This is a genomic window from Dechloromonas denitrificans, from assembly GCF_020510685.1.
GTDB lineage: Bacteria > Pseudomonadota > Gammaproteobacteria > Burkholderiales > Rhodocyclaceae > Azonexus > Azonexus denitrificans_A.
Genome location: NZ_CP075185.1, coordinates 3,551,159 through 3,574,164 on the forward strand (window position 1 = coordinate 3,551,159; position 23,006 = coordinate 3,574,164).

The 23,006-nt window shown below is 59.1% G+C and carries 21 protein-coding genes; 4 read left to right on the plus strand and 17 right to left on the minus strand.

Translation table 11 applies throughout. The features are described 5' to 3' along the window. Positions 1-167: 167 nt before the first annotated feature. A complete protein-coding gene (locus tag KI611_RS16985; RefSeq protein ID WP_226416833.1) occupies positions 168-896 on the plus strand; it encodes a GntR family transcriptional regulator in 729 nt (242 codons plus the stop codon). Here the strand turns inward: KI611_RS16985 and KI611_RS16990 are convergent, their stop codons facing one another. From KI611_RS16990 to KI611_RS17020, 7 genes are all read right to left on the minus strand, one after another. Then, positions 897-1,232, minus strand: a complete 336-nt coding sequence (locus KI611_RS16990; RefSeq protein WP_226416834.1) for a 2Fe-2S iron-sulfur cluster-binding protein — start codon at positions 1,230-1,232, stop codon at positions 897-899. It lies immediately after the preceding gene. 93 nt (positions 1,233-1,325) lie between these two features. Next, positions 1,326-2,387: an NADH:ubiquinone reductase (Na(+)-transporting) subunit F gene (locus KI611_RS16995; protein WP_226416835.1), complete on the minus strand. Its 1,062-nt coding sequence runs from the start codon at positions 2,385-2,387 to the stop codon at positions 1,326-1,328. 12 nt (positions 2,388-2,399) lie between these two features. Further along, entirely contained in the window at positions 2,400-2,756 is a 357-nt protein-coding gene (locus KI611_RS17000; RefSeq protein ID WP_226416836.1) for a phenol hydroxylase subunit P4, read from the minus strand. Between the two features lie 96 nt (positions 2,757-2,852). Further along, on the minus strand, positions 2,853-4,406 hold the full coding sequence (locus KI611_RS17005) for an aromatic/alkene/methane monooxygenase hydroxylase/oxygenase subunit alpha (RefSeq protein ID WP_226416837.1): 1,554 nt from the start codon (positions 4,404-4,406) through the stop codon (positions 2,853-2,855). A 13-nt stretch (positions 4,407-4,419) separates the two neighbouring features. Then, complete coding sequence (locus tag KI611_RS17010; protein ID WP_226416838.1) at positions 4,420-4,689, minus strand: MmoB/DmpM family protein; 270 nt, start codon at positions 4,687-4,689, stop codon at positions 4,420-4,422. 8 nt (positions 4,690-4,697) lie between these two features. Further along, on the minus strand, positions 4,698-5,687 hold the full coding sequence (locus KI611_RS17015; RefSeq protein WP_226416839.1) for an aromatic/alkene monooxygenase hydroxylase subunit beta: 990 nt from the start codon (positions 5,685-5,687) through the stop codon (positions 4,698-4,700). Positions 5,688-5,725: 38 nt separating this feature from the next. Next, positions 5,726-6,001 carry a phenol hydroxylase subunit gene (locus KI611_RS17020; RefSeq protein ID WP_226416840.1) on the minus strand — a complete coding sequence of 92 codons (276 nt, stop codon included), beginning with the start codon at positions 5,999-6,001 and terminating at the stop codon, positions 5,726-5,728. A 337-nt stretch (positions 6,002-6,338) separates the two neighbouring features. On the opposite strand from KI611_RS17020, the gene KI611_RS17025 reads away from it, so the two are divergent. From KI611_RS17025 to KI611_RS17035, 3 genes are all read left to right on the plus strand, one after another. Next, a complete protein-coding gene (locus KI611_RS17025; RefSeq protein WP_226416841.1) occupies positions 6,339-8,015 on the plus strand; it encodes a sigma 54-interacting transcriptional regulator in 1,677 nt (558 codons plus the stop codon). 9 nt (positions 8,016-8,024) lie between these two features. Beyond that, complete coding sequence (locus KI611_RS17030; RefSeq protein ID WP_226416842.1) at positions 8,025-8,927, plus strand: LysR substrate-binding domain-containing protein; 903 nt, start codon at positions 8,025-8,027, stop codon at positions 8,925-8,927. Positions 8,928-9,372: 445 nt separating this feature from the next. Continuing rightward, complete coding sequence (locus KI611_RS17035; protein ID WP_226416843.1) at positions 9,373-11,331, plus strand: formylglycine-generating enzyme family protein; 1,959 nt, start codon at positions 9,373-9,375, stop codon at positions 11,329-11,331. A gap of 363 nt (positions 11,332-11,694) precedes the next feature. Here KI611_RS17035 and KI611_RS17040 read toward each other — a convergent pair whose 3' ends face one another. From KI611_RS17040 to KI611_RS17085, 10 genes are all read right to left on the minus strand, one after another. Further along, the gene (locus KI611_RS17040; protein WP_226416844.1) at positions 11,695-12,321 is read right to left on the minus strand and encodes a response regulator transcription factor; all 627 of its coding nucleotides are present in this window, start codon (positions 12,319-12,321) and stop codon (positions 11,695-11,697) included. Then, positions 12,318-15,191, minus strand: a complete 2,874-nt coding sequence (locus KI611_RS17045; RefSeq protein ID WP_226416845.1) for an ATP-binding protein — start codon at positions 15,189-15,191, stop codon at positions 12,318-12,320. The genes KI611_RS17040 and KI611_RS17045 overlap by 4 nt, the downstream gene beginning before the upstream one ends. Positions 15,192-15,376: 185 nt before the next feature. Then, complete coding sequence (locus KI611_RS17050) at positions 15,377-16,753, minus strand: OmpP1/FadL family transporter (RefSeq protein ID WP_226416846.1); 1,377 nt, start codon at positions 16,751-16,753, stop codon at positions 15,377-15,379. A 70-nt stretch (positions 16,754-16,823) separates the two neighbouring features. Next, the gene (locus KI611_RS17055; RefSeq protein WP_226416847.1) at positions 16,824-17,840 is read right to left on the minus strand and encodes a 2Fe-2S iron-sulfur cluster-binding protein; all 1,017 of its coding nucleotides are present in this window, start codon (positions 17,838-17,840) and stop codon (positions 16,824-16,826) included. Between the two features lie 70 nt (positions 17,841-17,910). Continuing rightward, on the minus strand, positions 17,911-18,897 hold the full coding sequence (locus KI611_RS17060) for an aromatic/alkene monooxygenase hydroxylase subunit beta (RefSeq protein ID WP_226416848.1): 987 nt from the start codon (positions 18,895-18,897) through the stop codon (positions 17,911-17,913). A gap of 57 nt (positions 18,898-18,954) precedes the next feature. Then, positions 18,955-19,269 (minus strand): MmoB/DmpM family protein, encoded by a 315-nt coding sequence (locus KI611_RS17065; RefSeq protein ID WP_226416849.1) that lies wholly within the window; start codon positions 19,267-19,269, stop codon positions 18,955-18,957. A 21-nt stretch (positions 19,270-19,290) separates the two neighbouring features. Continuing rightward, positions 19,291-19,626, minus strand: coding sequence for a Rieske 2Fe-2S domain-containing protein (locus KI611_RS17070; RefSeq protein WP_226416850.1), 336 nt, complete (start codon positions 19,624-19,626; stop codon positions 19,291-19,293). Positions 19,627-19,669: 43 nt separating this feature from the next. Then, on the minus strand, positions 19,670-19,936 hold the full coding sequence (locus KI611_RS17075) for a toluene-4-monooxygenase system B family protein (RefSeq protein WP_226416851.1): 267 nt from the start codon (positions 19,934-19,936) through the stop codon (positions 19,670-19,672). Between the two features lie 65 nt (positions 19,937-20,001). Then, positions 20,002-21,507, minus strand: coding sequence for an aromatic/alkene/methane monooxygenase hydroxylase/oxygenase subunit alpha (locus tag KI611_RS17080; protein ID WP_226416852.1), 1,506 nt, complete (start codon positions 21,505-21,507; stop codon positions 20,002-20,004). 574 nt (positions 21,508-22,081) lie between these two features. Further along, positions 22,082-22,828 (minus strand): SAM-dependent methyltransferase, encoded by a 747-nt coding sequence (locus tag KI611_RS17085; RefSeq protein WP_226416853.1) that lies wholly within the window; start codon positions 22,826-22,828, stop codon positions 22,082-22,084. Positions 22,829-23,006 lie beyond the last annotated feature (178 nt).

The window sequence follows — 23,006 nt, forward strand, 5'->3', positions numbered from 1 at the left end:
GTCTGTTTGATCAGATCCGGAATCTGTGCAACCGATTAAACATAACGATATTTACAATCAATCTCGATGTCAACGTAAATTCTCGAGATTTTAATAAATCGTGAAAATTTTTCGTCTCGGGTAGAATTACCTCCTCTGGTCAAACCACTTCACAAAACCCGATCGTCATGCAGAAGAACACCGTTACCGCCAACGGCCAGGCCGCCGAACCCAAGACCCTGGTCGAATCCGCCTACCAGGCCCTGCGCCGGGACATCATCGAGTGCCGCCTGCGACCGGGTACCAAGCTGCGCGTCGAGCACCTGAAGAACGACTACGGCGTCGGCGCCGGCACGCTGCGCGAAGCGCTCTCCCTGCTCATCTCCGACGCGCTGGTGGTCAGCCAGGGCCAGCGCGGCTTTCGCGTCGCCCCGGTATCGCTCGACGATTTCGCCGACATCACCCGGACCCGCGTCATGCTCGAGTGCGAAGCGCTGCGCCAATCGATCGCGGCCGGCGACGACGCCTGGGAGGGCGAACTGATGGTCGCCTTCCATCGCCTGTCGAAGGCCGAGGAACGACTCGGCGAGGCGGCCGGCGAGGCGGAGTGGGAAGAACGCAACCGGGTCTTCCACGAAGTCCTGATCGCCGCCTGCCCGTCGCGCTGGATCAAGCATTTCCTCTCCATCCTCTACCAGCAGGCCGGCCGTTATCGTCATCTGTCGCTGGCCTTCAACCCGATCCCGCGCAACGTCCACGCCGAACACGAAGCGCTGTTCGAAGCGGTGATGGCGCGCGAAGCCGAGCGGGCTGCCGCGATCATGGCCGAGCACATCGAACTGACCTACCGCTCGATCCAGGCGCTGCCCGAGGAACTTCTGCACGGGACGCCCGCCACCGCTCCGCGCGCCGCCTGATCAGGCCAGCGCCGCAGCCGCCGGCTGCGGCGTCCGGCAGACGTTCTTGCTCATCTTGCCGAGGACGCGCAGGCGGATATCACTGGCCGGCATCACCCGACAGGCGAGCAACCGCCCGGCTGCCTCATCCTCGTGGCTGACGTACTCCCGGCTCATGACCCGCGTCTGGAAACTGCCGGCGGTGATTTCGATCTTGCAGACGCCGCAACCACCGCCCCGACAACCAACCGGAATGCCCTTCTTGCCGAGCCGTTCCATGCCGACGAGCAGCGACTCCTGCGGCGAGCAACGAAAACTCTCGCCGGTTTCCTCGATGACTACGTTGAAATAGATCATTTTTAGAACCCAGTTATTAGTTGCTAGTCATTAGTCGCTAGCTGGTTGTCGGTGCCTCGTTTTTGCTGCCGACTAACTACTAGCGACTCCCGACTAGATATTCCGAAACAGCGGGCTTTTCAGCTGCTGCGAGGCATCGGCCGCGGAGAAGAATTTCTCCATGTAGATGTCGCGCTCGAACAGCCGGCCCTGCATCAGGGTCGAGATGCAGGCTTCGATCATTGCCGGCGGACCGCACAGGTAGGCCTTGTGGCCGCGGAAGTCGTTGCCGAAATGGGCCTTCGCCGCCTCATGCACGAAACCGCGCGCCCCGTCCCAGCCCGAGCCTTCCGCTTCGTGCGAGAGGGCCGGCACGTAGCAGAAATTCGGATACTTGTCGGCCAGGGCCGTGAAGGCGTCGTGGTAGTACAACTCATCGCGATTGCGCTGGCCGTAGACCAGCGTGATCGGCAGTTCGCAGTCGTTGTTCAGCAGGTCCTCGATCATCGATTTCGGACTAGACAGACCGGAGCCGCCGGCCATGAAGATGAGCGGCAGATTGGCCGATTTCTTCACGAAGAAGCGGCCGTAGGGCCCGGTCAGTTTCAGCGTTTCGCCAACCTCGAGATTGGCGTGCAGCCAGGTGGTAACCAGGCCGCCCGGCACGATGCGGACGTTGAGTTCGACGATGTTGTCTGCCTGCGGCGCGTTGGCCAGGGAAAACGCCCGCGACTGGCCGCCCAGGGCGGGGATCTCCAGGTTGATGTACTGGCCGGCCTGGAAGTGCATCGGCCGGTCCAGCTTCAGCCAGATGCCCTTGATGGTCGGCGTCAGGCTTTCGATCCGGACCACTTCGCCGGTGTAATCCTCGACCGGCAGGTTTTCGGCGTCGGGATCGTCCTCGATCTCGGCTTCGATCACCGTGTCGGATTCCAGACGCGCGCAGCAGGCCAGGCATTTGCCTTCCTCGCGTTCGAAGTCCATCAGGGCAAAGGTCGACGCCTCCCCGTGATCGACCTCGCCGTCCGTCACCTGCACCTTGCAGGTTGCGCACAGGCCGTGACAGCAGGCGTGCGGCAGGTAGATGCCGGCCCGCAGCGCTGCGTCGAGGATGGTCTGCCCGTCTTCGACCTCAATGGTCTGGCCGAGCGGTTCAATGGTCAGTTCGTAAGCCATGACGCCCCCGGCTCAGAAACAGGTGCCGTTGCCGTTCAGGCCCGGGGTTTGCAAGCGCAGCGCATCCTTGTGCTTGATGCCCTGCTCGGCCAGCGTCTTGTTGAAATCCGGCTGGAACGGCTTGCCGGACTTGAGCCAAGTCACCTTGCTGAAATCGATCTTGGCCCAGTCGGCGTGACGGCCGTATGCAAACGTCAGGTTCTTCTCGACCAGATCGGAAAACTTGGTACTCGGCGGCACCGAAAAAGCGAGCGGCGCGACAAACAGGAAATGGTCATCCCAACCAACGAAGAGCAGTTGGTTGCCATGAAATTTGTCCTGAGTATCTGCGGCAGGATATTGATAATCGTAGAGGGCTGTGACAGCCATGTTCGTCTCCAATAGTTGTTAGTCGCTAGTCATTATTCGCTAGCGGGTTTGCATTGGCTTTGCTAGTAACTAATAACTAGCTACTAGCAACTCGCCTCACACGTTCTGGGTTGCCACGCCACGCCAGGCCGCAAAGTTCTCCTGGTCGCTCGAGCCTTCGTAATCGCCGGTGTCCTTGGCGTCGATGTGGCACCATTCGAGATACTTGGCCACCGGATTAAAACCTTCGGCCGTCGGATCGGTGCCTTCCGGCCAGCAATTGCCCTGATACAGCTGATATACCGGCAACCAGGCCTGGATGTACTTCTCCGGCTCGTCGTCGAAAATGTGCTTACAACCGTCCGAGCAGGTGTGGTACTTCTCGCCCTGGAACTCCGACTCGCGATAGCAAATCTTGGTCGGGTCGTCCGGCTCCGTGAACAACATCGGGATCTGGCAAACCTGACACAGCATGGGCAGCGTATTGGCGAAGAAGCGCTCGCCCTTGTCGGCGCGTTCGCGCAGCTCGTCGAAACGCGGACGGTAGTACTTGTCGAAGGTGTTCGGGTATTTGGCCGACAACCAGTCCATCTCCTCGGCGTCGGGCAGCCAGGTGTGCAGACCCATGGCGTGCGAGTGGGTGCACAAGGTCAGCCACAGCTGGTGCGACTGATGTTCCTTGTCGACCGTGCATTGGGCGATGCAGTCCGGCACCTTGATGCCGTACTTGGCGAGGTCGTTGAACAGCGCGCCGCCGTTCTGCTCGAAGTAGATCTCCCAGGCTTCCTTCCAGCTCATCACGCGCTTCGGCAGCATGTAGTCCATCATCGTGGAGACCAGGCTCAGCACGCGGATGCCGCGCCAGGCCCATTTGTCGATCCACTTCTGGACGATGGGCAGGTTGTCCGGGTCCTGTTCGAGCATGAACTTGATGCACTCGAGACCCAGCGTCATGTGGCGGGCTTCGTCGGACTGGGCCGAGAAACCGAAGGTCACCGTCGCCATGTCGCCGTTGTAGGCGGCACCGGACATGAAGGGCACGAAGAGCAGGTTGGTCAGCACGTATTCGAAGCTGAAGCCGATGGCGATCATCCATTCGAAGGGGCCGGCGCTGAAGGCATCATCGAAGAAGGACTTGGGTACCGACAAATACCAGAGACGTTCGATCTGGTGGCTTGCGCCAGCATGGAAGCCTTCGTAGAACTTGTTGTAGTTCGACAGGGCGTGGATCTGGGTCTGGGCATGACGCACTTCGTCGATTGACTGCATCAGGCAGGCAACGCGCGGGCCGACGCCAGGGAAATTGCGGCCGGCCGCAGCGAAACCACGGTGGGCCATGTATTCCAGCGGCGAAATGCCGGTCAGAAACAATTTGACCGCGCTCAGGTAGCGCGCATCGGTAATGCCGAGGTGGCCGTTGTTCTGGGCGAAGGCGTCGAGCACGGCGTACAGCTTGCGCTCCTTCTCGGCCTGGTATTTCCAGTAGGCGTCCATGGTCAGGCGGAAGGGGTCTTCCCACTTGTCCCAGTCATGCACCTTGATGCCCTCGAAGGTGGCTTGCGGGAATACCTTTTCTTTCGGCTGGTAGGTGGTTTCCCAATCCAGACCGCGCGTCATGTGGGCGTATTTTTCCTTGAGGCCCAGTTTCTTCTTGGTGGCTTGCATATCCATGTCGGTGTACTCCTCAGTTTGCCCAGGCCAGGGTGAAGGTGTCGTCGTCTTCGTCCAGGTGGCCGGAAATGGTGATCAGGTTGACCTGCAGTTCCTGCAGGTCGAAACGGCGGCCAATGCGCTCCTCGATGGATTCGCGACGAATGACCAGCTTGTCTTCGGCATTGATCTTGACCATGGCCGGCTGCTCTTCGAGGCTGGCGTGCGGGTTGTCGGCGAGGATGGATTCAACGATCGGACGCGTGTCCTCGTTGGTTTGAAAGGCGATAAAAACGGTAGACATGTAGGCTCCTAGACAGCCAGGCCGAGCTTGGCGCAGCGGGCGTTGAATTCGGTGAGGACGTCCTCGAGAACGCCGGCCGCCTTGTCGCCCAGGGCGCACTTGGCGAGCGGCGTCAGGGCGTCGAGCGTGACGGCGCGGTACTGTTTGACCCAGTCGCTGAGCAGGGCCTTGTTTTCCGGCGACTCGGCGGCGGCGACCTTGATCTGGGCATCGATCCACTTGGCGGTTTCGCCGGCCCACTCGCCCATGAAGCGGGTCATCATCGAGATCGCCGTGCCGCCGTTGGCCGAGAACTCGCTGTCCAGGTGGTCGTAGAACAGCGGATAGGAGAGGCCTTCGAGGACCAGGTTCTGGGCGACGAAAATCTCGAACCAGTCGTCGAGCACCAGCAGGTTCTCGACATGGCGGCGCATCGGCTGCCACAGGGCGCCGCTCATCCAGTCGTCCTTGGCCTTGTCGAGCGCATCCGGGCCGTCGAGCACGAGGCCGATGCGGGTCAGGTACTGGGCGACGCCGAGGTGATCCATCGCGTGGTAGAGGCAGGCCTGGGTCATCACCGTGCCGTAGCCGTAGGCGGAAATATAGGCATTGCCCATGTTGCCGCCCCATTCGACGTGGCGCAGCGGCAACAGGATATCGAGGGCGATCTGCTTCTGCTCGTTCGGGATCAGCTCGGCCAGGCCGCGCTCCTCGATCATGTCGAAGCTCGACTCGGCGGCCTCCTGCTGCCGGGCCCGGGTGATCGTATAGGCGCCGTAGTAGAACTGGCGCGGGTCCTTCAAGGCGTACCAGTCCTTCATCTGGATCTTGGTGCGCTTCTTGTCGAACAGCACCCGATCGGCATCCCAGCTCGGGCGGTAGTGGAAGATGTGTTCCTGCTGGATGTTGTAGCTGCCCTCCTGGTAGCGGCTGGCCGGCTTGTCGCCGAAACGCTCCACCAGGTGGTCGAAGGTATTGCGCAGCGGCTTGATCGCCACCGTACGCAGATCGATCTGCATGTAATGTCTCCTCTTTTTTATTCCCGTTGCCGGGATGTTCAAACAGCGTCTGAAATCTCCTGCCGCGAAAGCGCGTTCAGGCGCGACGCCCAGTCGCCCGAACCGGGCTGCAGGGGATCGAGCACGATGACTTCGTTGGTCAGGCAAAACTCGTGAAAAGCCGCTTCGGGAAGCATCAGCTCGACAGCCAGCGCCGGATCGCCGATGGCGAACTCGAACTCGACAAAGCCATCGGCGCGCCGCTGGCAAACGCGGACGTAGCGCCGGATGGCGCCGAGATTGGTGGCCGACCGATTTGTTTCCTGTTGTCCCATGCTGACTTCCTCCTGAAGACGACCCCGCAGATACGGTGTCGAGGACATTCCTTAATCAAGGAGCGTGCCACCAGCCCAAGCAACTGTTTTTATTGAGAAACATGAATTCCACGACAACCGCCAGCGGCGCCGGTAATTACTATTTGATGAATCGATTCATTACTAATTAACCAACTGATCAATTGCCGCTAAAATTTACGAACAAGCAAATAATCTCGATAAATTTATTTTCTGCCTAGATTTCGCAAAGCAACGTAGCGGCGATGGGCAGTAGAATGGGCGGACCAGAAAGCCGGACGATGGCAAGCAACGCCGGCACATAAAACAGTGAGACAAAATGACGACAATTCAGTATCCGGCGTCGAACGACCTGCGCGAGCTCGTCCGCTTTTCCGAAAAGGACGGCACCATCTGGCTGGCCGACCACCGCATGGTGCTGATGCACACCTCGGCCCTTGGCGCCTTGCGCAAGGAGCTGATCGGCTCGGTCGGCAAGGAACACACCCGGCGCGTCCTGACCCGCATGGGCTACGCCGCCGGCGTCCGCGATGCTGAACTGGCCAAGCGCATCCGCGGCAGCCAGTCGCTGACCGACGCTTTCTTCACCGGGCCGCAACTGCACATGCTGGAAGGCGTCGTCCGCGTCACGCCGATCCATCTGAAAGCCGACTTCGCGAGCGGCGAATTCGCCGGCGAATTTCTCTGGGAAAATTCCTGGGAACAGGAAGTGCACACCCGCGAGTTCGGCCAGTCGGACGAACCGGTCTGCTGGTCGCAGATCGGCTATGCCTCGGGCTACACCTCGGCCTTCATGGGCCGCTTCATCCTGTTCAAGGAAGTCGAGTGCGTCGCCTGCGGCCACAACAACTGCCGCATCGTCGGCAAGCCGCTGGAAGAATGGGAGGACGCCGCCGAGCACGCCAATTACTTCGAATCCGACTCGATGCTCACCCACCTGCTGGAGTTGCGTAACCAGGTCGACTACCTGCGCACGACCATCTCGCAGCAGACGGCGACGCCCAGCCTGGTCGGCAATTCGACCGGTTTTCGGCACGCTTACGACCTGGTCCAGCGCGCCGCCGGCACCCAGGTTTCGGTGCTGCTGCTCGGCGAAACCGGCGTCGGCAAGGAACGCTTCGCGCGCACCCTGCACCAGTTGAGCCAACGCAAGCAAGGGCCGTTCGTCGCGATCAATTGCGCCGCGTTGCCCAACGACCTGATCGAATCCGAACTGTTCGGCGTAGAGAAAGGCGCCTTCACCGGCGCCCAGACTTCGCGCATCGGCAAGTTCGAGCGGGCCGACGGCGGCACCATCTTTCTCGACGAAATCGGCGAACTGCCGCTCGCCGCCCAGGCCAAGCTGCTGCGCGTGCTGCAGGAAGGCGAGATCGAACGGCTGGGTGACGACCGGGTGCGCAAGATCAACGTCCGCGTCGTCGCGGCAACCAATGTCGATCTGCAGAATGCCGTCAAGGAAGGACGTTTCCGCTCCGACCTCTACTACCGGCTCAATGTCTACCCGATCCAGATTCCGGCGCTGCGCGAACGGGTCGCCGACATCCCGCTGCTCGTCGAAGCGATGCTCGCCCGCTTCTGCACGCTCTACGAAAAGAAGCTGCTCGGCGTCAGCGACAAAACGCTGCAGGCGATCAAGCGCTATCAGTGGCCGGGCAATATCCGCGAGCTGGAGAACATGATCGAGCGCGGCGTCATCCTCGCCCCGCCGGGCGGCTGGATCGACCTCGAACACCTGTTCACCCACGTCGGCGAGGTAGCCAACTGGGAATGCCAGATCTCGCCGGCCGGCAACCTGGAGAACAAGCCCGAATCCAGCCACACCGCCAGCCTGCTCGACGCCATCCTGGGCAGCGGCATTCCGCTCGAGGACCTGGAAAGCCGCCTGCTCGACGAAGCCGTCCGGCGAGCCGACGGCAACCTGGCCAGCGCGGCGCGCACGCTGGGCATCACCCGGCCGCAGCTGCAATACCGGCTGAAAAAGAAGGACGGCGGCTAGGAGCGCGGCATGGAATTCCGCCAACTCAAGTACTTCATCGCCGTCGCCGAGGAACTCAACATCGGCCGCGCCGCCGCCCGCCTGCACATCTCGCAGCCGCCGCTGACCCGGCAGATCCAGCAACTGGAGGAGGAATTCGGTGCCCAGCTGTTTCTGCGCACGGCACGCGGCGTCGAGCTGACCCAGGCCGGCGAGACTTTCCTGCGCGACGCCCGCAACATCCGCGACCTGATGGAACAGGCCGGCGAACGCGCCCGCGAGGCCGGCCAGGGCAAACAGGGCCGGATGGATATCGGTATCTTCGGCTCGGGCATACTCGACGTCATCCCGAAAGTCCTGCACGCCTTCCGCGCCAGCCACCCGAACGTGCGCATCGCGCTGCATACGATGACCAAGAAAGAACAGATCGAAGCCTTGCGCCAGCACCGCATCAGCGTTGGCTTCAACCGCATGCTGGCACCCTTGCCCGATATCTCGTCGGAACTGGTGATGATCGAAAGCATCATGGTCGCCGTCAGCGAAAGGCACCCGCTCGCCGCCAAACCGGCCATCCTGCTCAAGGAACTGGCCAACCAGCCGCTGATCCTCTTCCCGAGCGGCGCCCGCCCGAGCTTCATCGACAAGATCTGGGCGCTGTGCGCCGCCGAAGGTTTCGAACCGCAGGTCGCCCAGGAAGTCGGCGACGCCCCAACCAGCGTCGCCCTGGTCGCCGCCGGCTTCGGCCTCAGCCTGGTCCCGGAAGCCGCCACCAGCCTCAGCGTCCCCGGCGTCGTCTACCGCCGCCTGGCCAACGCCCCCGATGCCGTCATCGACCTGAGCTGCATCTACCGCACCGACGACGCCTCGCCCATCCTGCAGGCGTTTTTGCAGACCATTCGGGATTTCCGGTCACGGAATGAGGGGCGGCATTGAGGATAATCGAGGCTGCTGCATGCTCGGCGCGGCCACGCGATGCGCGGAATATTTAGTCTGTTGACCGTCAAGCCAGGCCACATCAGAGCGGGGAAAGCCAACTCGCAGACCAGCGAAATGTCATGAGACGGCAGCCGGCCAATTGCAGACGTAACTTCCTGCGATAGGGGGGCATTCAAGTGGCCGATTCACTCTGAAACCTGCCGGATAGCCCAGATGACCTTTAGCTTGAGGCTCGGTTTTGGCGAATGAACATTCCATCACAGACCCCTAGCTGTTGATCGGATTTTGATTGTTCTCTTTAAGCTGCGCCGGTAGCTATCGAAAAAATGCCAAATCTATACAATCAGCTACGAGAAGATGTCTATTGCTGCCGTATCCACTGGATGTCGCCATAATTTCCTGATCCAATATTTTCCCACTCGTAACTTCCTGGAGTATGCAATTGGCAAATCAATGGGTTTTCCGTGTCACCATCTTTTGCCTGCTGCTAATACTATCCACAAAAGCCTCGGCATTTTGTACACGAACGGATAGCTGGACTGAAGATGCTCTTCTGCTTGACGGGAGGGTAATTAATGTAAGCCGTGAAGTTTGCGCAACATTTCAATTTATTGCTGGCGACGGTGGAAGTCCGAAACTGTTTGCGAGTTGGCCTGATAAGCATTGGATCAAATTCGAACACCCGGACACTCGCGAGATTATCAAATGGCAGGGTGAGCAGTATTTCAACCCGGTATTACTTGGATTTATTGAAGGTATTCCATATCTCGTGGTCTACGGAAGACCAGACAAGAAAACAGAAGGGGAATATGGCTGCCCAGAACTACCCTATATTTTTCTAAAATATGACCAAAAAGGATGGCTGGGGAAATGGGTGCCGATCCCAGCCACGCAGGCCCCTGCGGCTTTACGAGACGCTAATCTTTCACTGAGGGAAGTCAGTCTTGACTCAAATAGGCACGCATCGCTGAGCGCGGTTCAGTGGGATATTCAAAGCGCCGAAGGTTCGTCTGGTGGTAGATTTCAAGCCAAGATTCCAAGAAATTACGACGAATGGTACGGTACCTTTGAAAGTGACCGATACGAGCGCAGAGGAAACGACTGCCGGCCACCCCCGGTGCGACCTTTACCCAGTCCGGAATTTGAAATCGCTAGACAGCGTATCAGTGATGCAGGAGTTAATGCCAAAACCGTAAACGCAAGAATTGAGTCTTTTTCGGCAGAACCGGAAGTGGCTTCAGCAGAGAAGCGTTCTGCCGGCAAGGGCGCATGGACTGGGAATCTCTATTTGGCGAATCAATGCAAGGACATCGTGCGGAAAACTTCGCCAATTCGTGCATATTCTGCGAATGGATCGTGGAATCTTACGGGGGTTAGCCTTCTGCTAAGTTCAGGCGAAGAGATCCCATTTCAGAATACCGGAACCTCGTCGGCGAAAGCGCCGATGATCCCGAGTCTTGTATCCTGCGGAAACCGAGTAATTTACACAGTTACTCGTGAAAATAAAGACACCCTTCTCCTTCATTATTTTTCGCACTCGGGCGAGGTTTTTGGAGCATTGCGTATATTTCTTCCTGATGTCGAAAAAGTAGCATCTGGCAACAGATGGGGTGATCTCTGGCAGGTAATTCTATCAGATGACCGACTCAACATTGTTTTGGCTGATCCCGTGGACATTGGCTGGTCTATTAACAGACAACAAAGTTATTCAGTCGACCTTTCCGACCTTAACCGGCAGCTACAAAATAACTCACGCTCAAAAATTGATCAACCAATAGATCAGAAAACTAACGCAGAGAAATCTAGTGCTATGGGTCAAACTGCTATTGCCAGTTTTCGTGACTGTCCTGGCTGCCCAGAAATGATTGCAATTCCGGGTAAGAATTACGCCATTGGAAAGTACGAAGTTACACAAGCGGAGTGGAAATTAATTATTGGTAAGGACAACCGTGATGCTAGGGATGGCTTAAATGGAGACAATATGCCCGCAATTTATTTGTCGTGGAGGCAGACCCAAACTTTCATTTCTCGGTTAAATGCAATTACAGGTAAAAACTATCGTTTACCAACGGAGGCCGAGTGGGAGCATGCATGTTATGGCGGTACGCAAACCAACTACTGTGGCGGAGATGGTATAGAAGCAGTGGCCTGGTACAAGGACAATAGCCGATTTAAGCTTCGTCCAGTGGGGCAAAAGAAACCTAACAGTTTTGGACTCTACGACATGAGTGGAAATGTGTGGGAGTGGGTAAATGACTGCTGGAAAGATAATTGCGATTTACGAATAGTTCGAGGTGGATCTTTCAAATATTATCCGCTTCGCGTGAGTGATTCTTATCTTTATGGGAAAGCTAGTGCTGGTGAAGATGTTGGATTTAGGCTTTTCCGGATGCTTCCATAGACTAACTAGGTTGAAGCGGTGGTGAGCGTCTGCTTCTGCGTCAAACGGGCGGTTGGGTGTCCTCCTTTTGTGTTGACGAAAGCCACCAATAATCACAGTCGGGCATTGAGTAGTGGTTTAGAGGCGCATTGCTGATTGATTTCTCTCGCATGCTCGCGTGCGGCAAAGACCGAGATGTTCTCATCAGCACCTGTGTGTCAGACCGCTTGACTCGGAAACCCGCCATTGAAACACCGAAATGGTGAAGGTCTCTTTTGGGCACATTGGAGCCGCTCCAGCCAAAGCGATTCAGCGGTCAACGCAACGTGATTTCGCGCGCTGCCCGAGCAGCACGATCCCCGCGACACGAGCGATATCGGAATCCTAGTGTTTTTTCAGCCGCTGGATAGCCAGCGTCAATTCGGCAATCGACCGGAGGTTCATCTTGCTCATCACATTGTGCTTATGGACTTTTACCGTGCTTTCCGTAACGCATAGATCGTAGGCAATGCGCTTGTTCTGTTTGCCTTCGGCAACCGCGGACATGATCTGTTTTTCACGCGGAGTCAAGGTGTCAAAGCGCCGGCGCAGGTTTGCCAGCTCCATCCGTTCGTGGGAGGTTGCACTCACCCGCGACAGGGCCAGGGTGATGGCATTCAACAGATCCGTGTCGTCGAACGGTTTGTTGAGGAAATCGATCGCCCCCGACTTCATGGCGCGCACCGCCTGCGGCACATCGCCATGACCGGTGATGAAAATGATCGGGATCTCCCAGCCAAGCGCGACGATTTTATCCTGCAGATCGAGCCCATCCAGGCCGGGCATACGCACGTCCAACACGACACAGCAGAAGTCACTGAGTTTGTCTAAAGCGAGAAAATCGAAGGGGGAGGCAAATACCTCCACCGACATGCCGGCTGAGCGAAGCAAACTGCTCAAGGATTCGCGAATGGATGCGTCGTCATCAACGACATAGACGGTGGGAATTGAGGAAAGGGCGTTGGTTGTCATTGGCTCAGCGGCAGGTTAAAAATGAAACTCGCCCCGGTGCCAACCGCCGCTTCCAGCCGCAATCGCCCCCCGTGGTTTTCGATGATCGACCGACTGATGGCCAATCCCATGCCGAGCCCATTGCTCTTGGTTGAGAACAGGGCATCGAATATCTTCCCTCCCAGGCTCGGCGAAATGCCCGGCCCGGTATCGCTGACCGAAAAAAGCACCCCCTCCTGCGCTTCCGCCGTCACCGAAATAGTCAAGATACGATCGCGATGCAGTTGCTCGCGCATCGCGTCTAGCGCATTGATGACCAGATTAAGCATGACCTGCTGCAGCTGGACTGGATCGGCCTGCAGTTCCGGCAAGCCGGGCGCGATGCGAACCTTGACCTGAACCCCGGACTCCAGCAACACGCTTTGCAGCATCAGCAACAGGTCGTCGACAATGCGCCGGACTTGGACCGGTTCGCGCTTGATCCCCCCCATGCTGAGAAAATTGCGAATACGGGCGATGACATCTCCAGCCAGACTGGCATCCCGGTTTACCCGGTTTAATGCCGCGACGACTTCATGCAGGTCCGGCGTATCCCGGGCCAGCCAGCGCAAGGCCGCCTGACTATTGGTGACGATTGCGGACAGCGGTTGATTGACTTCGTGAGCGATCGAGGCGACCAGTTCCCCCATGGTCGTAAAACGAGAAACCCGCGCCAGCTCAGCTTGTATCGCGGCAAGGGCACTTTCCGCCTGCTTGCGCGAACTGACATCCTCAACAATCACCGCCAGTCGCGGTCCCTCCCGGTCAACGGCGGGAATCAGCGAAACACTGACGTTGGCCCAGAGCAATCCGCCATTCTTTTTTTCATAGCGTTTCTGCACGTGATAGTTGTCGATCACCCCGTCGAACAAGCCATGGACATTGCGCTTGGTCATCGCCCGTTGGGACTCTTCGGTAATGTCGATGAACGAAACGCCAACGATGTCGGCTTCGCCGTAACCGAGCATTTGCTGCAAGGCGGGATTGGCTTTCAATATCCGCCCTTCCCGGTCAGCCAGCGCGATGCCGACTGCCGTGTTTTTGTAGAGTCCCAGCCAGCGACGTTCCGAAATCTGCAAGGCGACCAAACCATCCTGCAATGATTTCCGACTCGCCACCAACCCGGCCGTCAATTCGCAAACGTCGGAGGCTTGCGAATTGAGTTCCTTCTGTAGAAGGTCGACGGTGCGCTTGACCATGACCAGATTGCGGACCCGCGCCCTCAGTTCCTGCGGGGAGAAAGGTTTCGTCAGGTAGTCCTGGACCAGGTCTTCCAGCAGCGTTTCGCGCAGCGCATCGTCGGCCCGCGCCGAGAGAACCAGCACGGGAAGATTGGGGAAGCGGCCGCTGGCCCGCAGTTCCCGAACGAATTGCTCGCCGTCGAAATGCGGCATCATCAGATCGGTAATCACCAGATCGGGGGGATCTTCAAGGGCCGATGCCAGCGCTATGGCGCCATTCGCCGCCAGCGTAACGTTGTAATCGTCGATCAATACGTCATAGAGAAAATGGCGCAGATCGGGGTTGTCCTCGACGACGAGAATCCGGCTGTTACCCAGCTTGTGATCGCGGAGCGGCTGGCTCTGCGGCTCGAGAAGGTCGATGCTGCGGTAGTTGGAGAACGGCTCCTCTTCATTGCTCTCGCGCACGAATACCCCTTTCGGGGCGCGCATCGGCATCTCCACCTGGAAGACCGCCCCCCCGCCTGGCGCATCGAGGGCGACCACCGTTCCCGAGTGCAGCTCGACGAATTCCTTGACGATGTTCAGGCCCAATCCGCTGCCGTTGCCCGAGAGCCCGTCCTGGCCTTGCGTAAAGCGGGAAAAAATATGCTCCTTCATTTGCGGCGGAACGCCCGGGCCATTGTCTTGCACGCTCAGCAAGAATCGACGATTGGCGACCCGTTCGATCGAGCAGCAGATACGTCCGCCGGCCGGGGTGAACTTGAAGGCATTGGACAGCAGATTGGCCAGGATCCGCGCAAACTTGGCGCGGTCCACATCGGCATAAAGCTCGTTCGCCCCCTCGGTCAGCAAAGAAATCGATCGTTCCTCGGCGGCCGCGGCAAAACTGGCGGCGACGTCCCGGAGCAAGGCGGCGACGTTGGCACAGACATAGGCCAGCGGCATCTGCTGCGCATCAATGCGCGCCAGGTCGAGCAGATCATTGACCTGCTGCAGGAGGGATTGCGCATTGCGCTTTATCGTCTTCAGGCGGAACCGCTCGCGCTCATTCGCCCCCTTGGCTTCGAGCAGAAGCTGATCGACCGGCCCCAGGATCAGCGCCAGCGGAGTCCGCAATTCGTGGCTGACATTGGCGAAAAATTTCGTCTTGAAGCCGTCGATTTCGCGCAGCTTTTCGAGGGCCAGTTGCAATTCGCCATTCTTGCGCGTCAGTTCGGCCTCGATGGCGATTTTTTCGGTGATATTCCGCCCTTCGGGAAGCAGAAAGGCGACTCGCCCTTCGTCATCGCGGATCGGCGTCAGCGAAAAGTCGACAAAAATGGTTTTCTTTCCCTGCAGGTCACCAAAAATCTCGATGTCACAACGGACGAATTCACCACGCCGCGCCTGTTCCACCATGCTCCGCACCCGATTGCGCGCATCTTCGGAAAGCGCCCACCAGCGCGCCTCCCAGAACGGCTTGCCGATCACATCAGCGAGACAGATGCCGGCCCCTTCGAGGGCGGCGCGATTGATCTCGAGAACCGTACCGTCGACGTCGAGCAATCCGAGGAACTGGTACATCGCGTCAAGAATGATCCGGGCCAGCTTTTGCCGACGAACCTCGCCGGTATCGTCAGAAGCCAGGGCCACTCCTTTGACGGAGGCTTGTATTTTCTTGTCAGCCAAGCACGATTCCGATGTCATCCTCACTCCATTAAGCCCAATTGGTGCCTTGTTCCGCCGGCCCAAATGAATATCCATGACTGCCGGGACATCCCGTAGCGGCCTGTTTTGCGACTATACGAGCAAACTCCGGAAAGCAAAAAAGGCGAGCAGGAACTCGCCAAAAGCCATCGGAGGATGGTTAACCGTTAAAAGCTGTAGCGGAAATTGAGGGTTACGTTGTTCTGCGCGTGGGCAACCTCGATCGGCGCAGAGGTATTCGGCTGGCTGGTGTTGTCCATCGTCTCCTTGAATGCATGGGAATAGGCAAAATCAAGCTTGCTCTGCTTTGAGAAGGCATAGGTCAAACCGGCTGACAGGTGTTTCCTCGGGGTGGCCGGTATCACCGCAAACAGCGTGGATGACGACAAGGCCTGGCTGGCGAAACGTCCGCCGGCCCGGACCGTCAAGCTGTCGTTGACCTGGTAGGCAGCCCCCAGGGAGACAATCGTCTGGTCCTTGTAATCCTGGGGCAGGAGGATGTTGATATCGCCCCCGGCGTCGGCGGTAAAAGCAACTTTGATGTCCTTCATCACGTCTCTCCAGAAGACCCGCGAGACGTCGGCGGCGACCGTCCATTGCGGCGTCAGGTGGTGGCTGAAGCCGAGGTCGACATGGGCGGGCATCTGGAAGTCGTTGATCTGGATTTTTCCCTTGAAGGCTATTTGACCGGCGATACCGTCGATTGCCGTCAGCGTCGCCCGGCCCTCCATATCGTCCATCCGGCTCTTGAAGGTGTAGGAAGCGCCCAAGGTCGTATCGGGAGTGGCGCGATAAAGCATCCCCAACTTGCCGCCATAGCCCCAGGCATCGACACCGCTGCCCAGGAACTGGTCCTTGGTCAGGCTGAAGTGGGCGCCGCGCAGGTCCGGCAGGCCGCCCAGGGCACCGACCAGGGAACCGCTGGCCCGTCCGGCGCCGATCAGGCTGCCGACCTGGTCGGCACCGAGCAGCAGGTCGAGATTGAGGCCCTGCCACATCGCATCGATGCTGCCGCCCAGGGTCAGTTTATCGGTGACCTGGAAACTCGCCGCGAAAGGAATGTTGAGCACCAGCAAGCGGCTCGAATTGTCGAGGCCGGTAGCGAGACCGCCGGCGGCGCGCGACAAGAAGCTGCCATTGCCGTATTCGGTACCCAGACCGCCCTGAGCGAAAGCGCCGACACCGAAAGACCAGGCGCCGAGCCGTTTGGTAAGCGCCGCCTCGGGTGCCAGATAGGGGCCACGGTTATTGGCATGCGTATCGGAGGAGACGCTTTCGCCCGTCGCCTTGTTCTTGACCTTGATATCCGTCGTCACCAGATCCAGGCCGAGCATGGCCTGATCGCCGTCCGCCATCAGCGACAGCGTTGCCGGATTGGTCATCATGCCGGCCGGGCCGACGTCATGGGCCACCGCCGTGCCGCCCATGGCGCGCGATATGGCTCCGTAACCCTCCAGGCGGAACACATCGGTCGCCTGGGCCAGTTGCGCCCCACCGGCCAGCGCCGAAACCAGCGCCGATGCAACGATTTTTCTTGTGGTCATCCCCGTCATCTCCTCTGTTGTTGGCATGCGAAACGTTTGAACTCTCCAGCGCCGGCTGGGTAAAGCGGCTTCAAAAGAAGCGGTCGAAATGAATCTGCTCGAAGGGCACGCGATGGCCAACCATCAGCAGTTCCTGCAAGGCTTGCGTCATCGGTGGCGGCCCGGCGAAATAGAACTCGTAGTTCGCCAACTCGACCGGCAGCCGATGCGCCACCGCGTCATGCACGAAACCGGTTTCGCCACTCCAGGCGCCGTCGTCGCCGGGTAGCGAAACCACCGGGACATAGATGATCCGGTCGCCGAAACCAGCGAGGGTGCGCAACATCTCTTCGCCGCAAACGTCGCGTGGCGTTCGGGCGCCGTAGAAAAAATACAGTTTCCGGTCAGCCAGCAGCCCAGCCTCAACGGCGCCGCGAGCGATCGAAAGCATCGGCGCCAAGCCGGAGCCGCCCGCCACGCAGACGATGTCGCGCGGCGAATCGGTGCGCAGATAGGCCACGCCATAGGGGCCATCGAGACCGATTTCGTCGCCTTCGGCCAGCTTTTCGAAAAGGGTGTGAGTGCCTTGCCCGTGCAGGACGCGGCGGATCTGGAAATGCCACTCGCGCTGCCCGTTGGCCGTATTGGCCAGGGAATAGGCCCGCGAGGAAGCAAGGCCGGGCAGATCCAGCATGGCGAACTGGCCGGGCAGGAAGTCGGCATCGCTTTTCGCGAGGAAACGGAACTCGCGGATGTCGTGCGTGATATCCCGCATGCCGATCAGACTGGCGCGCTGGCGTTTGGGAACGATCCTCGGCCGGTATTCGGCGGCGGTGGCCGCCTTGATCGTCACCGGACCGTGTGCCCGGCATTGGCAGGCAAGGTGGCGGCCGCGCTTGCGATCACGCTCGGTCAGCCCCGGCGCATCCGGCCACAGCGTCTCGATTTCGCCGTCCATCAGCTCGAACTTGCAGCCGCCGCAGCCGCCGGAATTGCACTCGTAGGAAAACCCCTGGCCCGCCCGCAATGCCGCGCGCAGGATGGTGTCGCCATCCTGCTGCTCGCAGGTGGCGCCGTCTTTCTCGTTGCGGATAATCGTTTTGATCATGGCAGCCAAAATTTAGGTCGAGTTTGGCCAGGGCCTGCCGGCCCGGGCCAAACTTCGGGTTACTGGACGATTACAAGCCGAGGGAACGACGGAAGTCGCGCGTTGCCGCCTTGGCCGCCTGAGCGCCGCCGGAAGTGTCCGGCAGGCCAGTGCAGTAGTCATCGATGGCCCGGTCGGCCAGCGGCTCCCACTTGGCGATCCAGCCCTGGATCAGTTCCTTGTTGCCCGGGATTTCGAGCGCCATGCTGACCAGCGCGGAAATCCAGCGGCGATGGCGGGCGGCATCGATCAGCTGGGCATCGGTCACCAGTCCGAGCAGGGTGTCGCCGTTGTGCCGGGCGGATTCGCCCAGTTTGCGCAACACCGCCTCGTCGATCGCCGGCTTGGCGATCAGGTTGATGACGACGATGGCCTCGCCCCAGTCCCAGACGGTCAGCGCCTTCTCCATCAGTTCGCGGAAGCCCTGCCAGACCGGATCGTTTTCCCAGTAAAGGCGCTCATCTGCTGCGAAACCCTTGTCGGGAAAGGCGATTGAAAGCTCCTTGGTGCGGTAGGCGGTGTGGCTCAGCCAACGGAAGCTGTCGGCCATCTGGAAATAATTGCAGTTGGTAATCGTGCTGGCCGGCGAGACCTGGCCGACATAGGCCGAGGCCATCTGAACAGTATGGAACAGGTAGCGGGACGGCGTGTAGAAACGCGCCAAGGTACCCGCCCAGCGCGGATCGAGGGCGGTGTCGTGTTCGCGCTGGTTGAACTGGTCGAAGAGGCCGAAGACGTACGTTTCCTGGCCATCCTGCATCATGTTGTAGGTGCGGTAGACCACTTCCTCCGGATCGCGGAAGGCGTTCCAGTCCGGGTGCTTGAGGGCGGTACCGAAAGTGTTCTTCTTGTACCAGGTGTTCATGAACATGTTGGGATCAAGTTCATACGGCGAGTCGGGCCGCTTGTCGTTGTAGTGCAGGTTGGTGCTGACGATCTCGTACTCGCTCGGCTTGCGGCGGCGGGCAGCGAGATGGCTCCAGGTCTTGAGCGGCTTCAGTACTTGGGTTTCGGACATTCTTGTCTCCTCGTTTTTTTGCTATTGGCTGGCCGGTGAGCGATGCTGCCGGGCGGCCTAGACTTTCTTCGAAAAATAGAAGCGGATGGAGTTGTCACCGCTTTCGATCTGTCCCGCAAAGGAACTCAGATCGACTTCCAGATCGTTCATCTTGAATGGACGGCCCAACTCTTCCTCGATGGTTTCGCGGTACAGCACCATCTCGTGTTCGGTGTGGATCCGGATGTAGGCCCGCTTGTCGTCCACAAAGACTTCCTTGCCCGGGTTGTCGAGCTTTGCCGCCTCGATGATCGCCGTGGCCAAGTCGCCGGCCCGCATCACCGGGCCGACCAGATTGTTGTGATAGGCCTGCCCAGAACTGGTAACGCTCATTGCTTTCTCCTTGTTTTCTGTTCAGCTATGGGCGAACAGGGCCGCTACGCCTTCCGTTTCGACCAGGACATCGTCGCCGTCCATGCGGACCGGATACTCGGCCAGTGCACAGTCGTCAGGGTTGATCCCCTTGCCCGTGCAGGCATCGAACTGCCACAAGTGCGCCCGGCAGATTATTTTCTGGCCATCGAACTTGCCTTCAATCAGCGGGATGTCCTGATGCGGACAGATCCCCTGAAACGCCTTGATGTCGCCACCTTCGGCACAGACCAGCAGAATTTCCTGGCCTTCGATGTTGAACGACTCCATTTCCCCTTCCCAGAGGTCGTCGAGCGTGCATACTTTTTTGAAACTCATTCCGGCTCCTGTCCTTTTCTATCGGCAGCGCATCCGCAAGCACTCAGTGCTTCGGAGCCTCCCAGATGATCTCGACGGTTTCCGTCGGCTTCAGGCCGGATTCGGAAACCCGCATGGTGCGGGGCAGAAAATCGTCAGCCCCTTGCCGACGGACACGCATGATCTGCCCCGGCCGCGCCCGGACGCGCCGCCCGACCGAATGCACGGCGGCAGCGGCGGCCACTTCGTCCATGGTGTTCTCGCTGTCGACGGCAACCAGTTGCAGCACGAAGTCGCCTTCGAAGTTGGAAGTAATTGGAAACAACGCCATTTCTACAATCTCCTATGTTCTTGGGAAGCGGCGCCGGCAGGCGCCGACTTGCATGGCCGCGACGCTTAGCTGGCCTTCTTGGCCGCCCGCAGGGCACGGTAGATCTCGGCCCAGGCATAGTTATGGGCATCGTCGCCGCACTCGCCCGGGGCTATGTTCATGTAGTTGAGGGCGCCTTCCAGGTTCATCGGCTGAATCATGCCGGCCAGGAAACGGTCGACGATGGAGAGGTGACCGGCATAGCGCTCCGGTTCCTGCTGGAAGACCCAACGATCCACTTCGGAGCCGAAGTGATAGAGGCGGCCGTTGTGTTCGAGCGGGTAGTCCTTGACGTTCCAGCCTTTGCCCGGCGTGCCGAGAATCGGCAACTGGCACATGTTGCAGACGTAAGGCAGGGTTTCCGGATAGGCCATGGCCATGTTGCCGTCGACGACGTTGTCGATGAAAACATCCCAGCACTCACCCCAGGTTTCGTTCCAGCCGGGATACTTTGCCTCGAGCCAGGCGCGCTCGTCCGGCGTGACGCCGGCGGCCGGGTTCCACCACAGCGTCGGACGCCAGAAATAGGAACCCAGGTGCATGCCGTGGTGGGTCTGGCTGATGTCTTTCAGGAAAATGTCCCAGTACCAGGGCAGGTCGAGGCCCATGTCGGTCAGGGTGCGCTCGAACTGGGCGACGATCCATTCCTCCATGAACTCCTTGAACGACTGCTTGCGGTGCTCGAGCGGCGTGTAGTAGTCCATGATCGGGCCGGTCAACACCGAGAACAGCTTCCAGGCACCCCACACGGCAATATCGACGCGCTTCTGCGCTTCCGCCTTCTGGCCGTTTTCGATCAGCACCTTGAGCGCCGGGCCGCCGATCTGGGCGTGCCGGGATTCGTCGGTCTGGATGCTGGAAATCAGGTTGGCAAAAGTATGGTCGCCGGCCTCGGCGGCATCGGCTGCCAGGCCGAGGAACTGCATGTTGGTGAAGCCGGTCTCGAAGCTGAAGGTCAGCATGATGGAAACGCTGATCGCGTCGCGCGTCATCATGATGTCGTCGAAGAAATGGCGGGCCGCGATCATCGCCCACTCGTTGGTGTCGTAGGCCTTGAAGGCCCAGTCCATCTGGCGATCCTTGGCGACGTGCTCGTGCGGGAAGTAGAGCTGCATCTGGCCATGCCGGACTTCGTCCAGGCAACCCAGCGTGGACATGTTGCGCATCCCCGGCGCCTTGGAGAAGCGCATCATGCGGGCCTCGGCGCTGGCGGCGGCATACTCGCCGCGGGCGATGGCGCCGTAATGCGCCTTCATCACCGACTTCCAGCCCGGATCGGCGTTTTCGAAAATGCGGCTACGTTCCAGGGCGGCCTTCACCGAGTAGGCCCCGGCATCCTTGTCGCGCTGGACTTTCACATATTCCGGATAGGTCTGCTTGTAAGGCTCGTCGTACTTTTCCCAGGCGTTTTGCGGCAAGCCGAAAGCGCCCGACATCAGCGGCGGAAACAGTTCGTCTTCCGTCACGTACTTGGGTGACCAGTTCGTCGTTCTGGCCAGGTCATACCAGTCCATCCGATTCAATAAAGCCATTTATGTCTCCTTCAGAACGGGGCTAAAGCCTCCCCTACTACTTGGGCCACTAAGTGCTGGCAGCCCCCTGAGCGATCTCTGTCGCCAACCTCTACTCGACAGAAAAAATATCGAGAAACTTTGGTTGTTCGTAGATTAGTGAGAATGTCGGAGCGTCGATATTAGACTTTGGTTTAGACGCCCAGCCCGGAGCCAGGCATTGCGACGACACCCGTCGGTTTACTGATCATCGTGCAGGCTTCGGGCATTTCCCCGGGGGCTACAGGGCGGGACGTTCTCGGCGAATCAAGCTGAAATGGAGCGGACAAGCCGAATAGCGCGCTCCTTGTCAGGTAGCCGCGGCCATGTTTGTGTTACCAAGAATTTGCTGACAGCAAGCAGCGCCAGACCGAGAAATTCAATCCAAAAACCCAGCCGCGACGGCGCATCATCCAGCTGAATAATTTCCTCTTTGGGAAATCGGCCAAGGTAATCGGTCGAAGAAATACTCAGCTAATCGACCAGCCGACTGTTCGGAAGCAGAAGTCCCATCCGAGCCACCAACTGTTGGCAATCTACCGGATGCGCCAACGCCTCACCGCGGCATCAGCGCGAACACACCCCAGCCCAGGTATTCACGCGTGTAAGCGGCGTAGCGCTCGGGTTCCGAGGTCAGTTGGGCGCGAACCTCGTCGACCAACTCGTCGTCGGGATTGGCTTCAAGCCAGCGACGCATCGTGAGCCATTTGGCCGCCTCGTATCTGTCCCAGCCGTCTTGGTCAGCCAGAACCATTTCAACGACGTCACAGCCAAGGCGGCCGAAAGACGCAAGAAGTTCCGGAAGCATCAGAAAGTCGGAGACTGAGTTGGCAAGACACCCCTTGGCAACCTCTTCCGTCGGCGGCACCTGCCGCCAGTAGGGCTCGCCGATGAGGATGATCCCGCCGCTGCGCAGGCTCCGCGCCAGAAGCTCGATAGTGCCGGCGACGCCACCGGCAATCCAGGTGGCACCGACACAGGCGGCCACACTGACCTTCTCGTCAAAAACGTAGCCGGTAGCATCGCCATGGATGAACTTGACTTGATCGGCGACGCCGAGTTCTTTAGCACGGAGTTTCGCTTGCTCGGTGAACAACTGGCTCATGTCGATGCCGGTGCCGATGACGCCGTGATCGCGTGCCCAGGTGCACAGCATCTCCCCCGAACCGCTGCCGAAGTCGAGCACCCGCGCCCCCGATTCCAGACGCAGCGCTGCGCCGAGAGTGGCAAGCTTTTCGGGTGTGATCGGGTTGTGGATGCGGTGAGCGCTCTCAGTGATATTGAATATCCGGGGGATGTCCATTGTGAAAATTTCCTTACCGAGGTGGATAGATTCGGTCACGGCCTAACGAAGGTGTAGAAAAACTCTCTCAGAAAGTTTGCTTTCAGTTCCTCTTTGGCGGGATGCGGAAGGCAACGCCAAAATAAGGCGACAAAGGGAGCTGAGCAAATTGAAATCCAAATCACTCTGACCCTTTGGT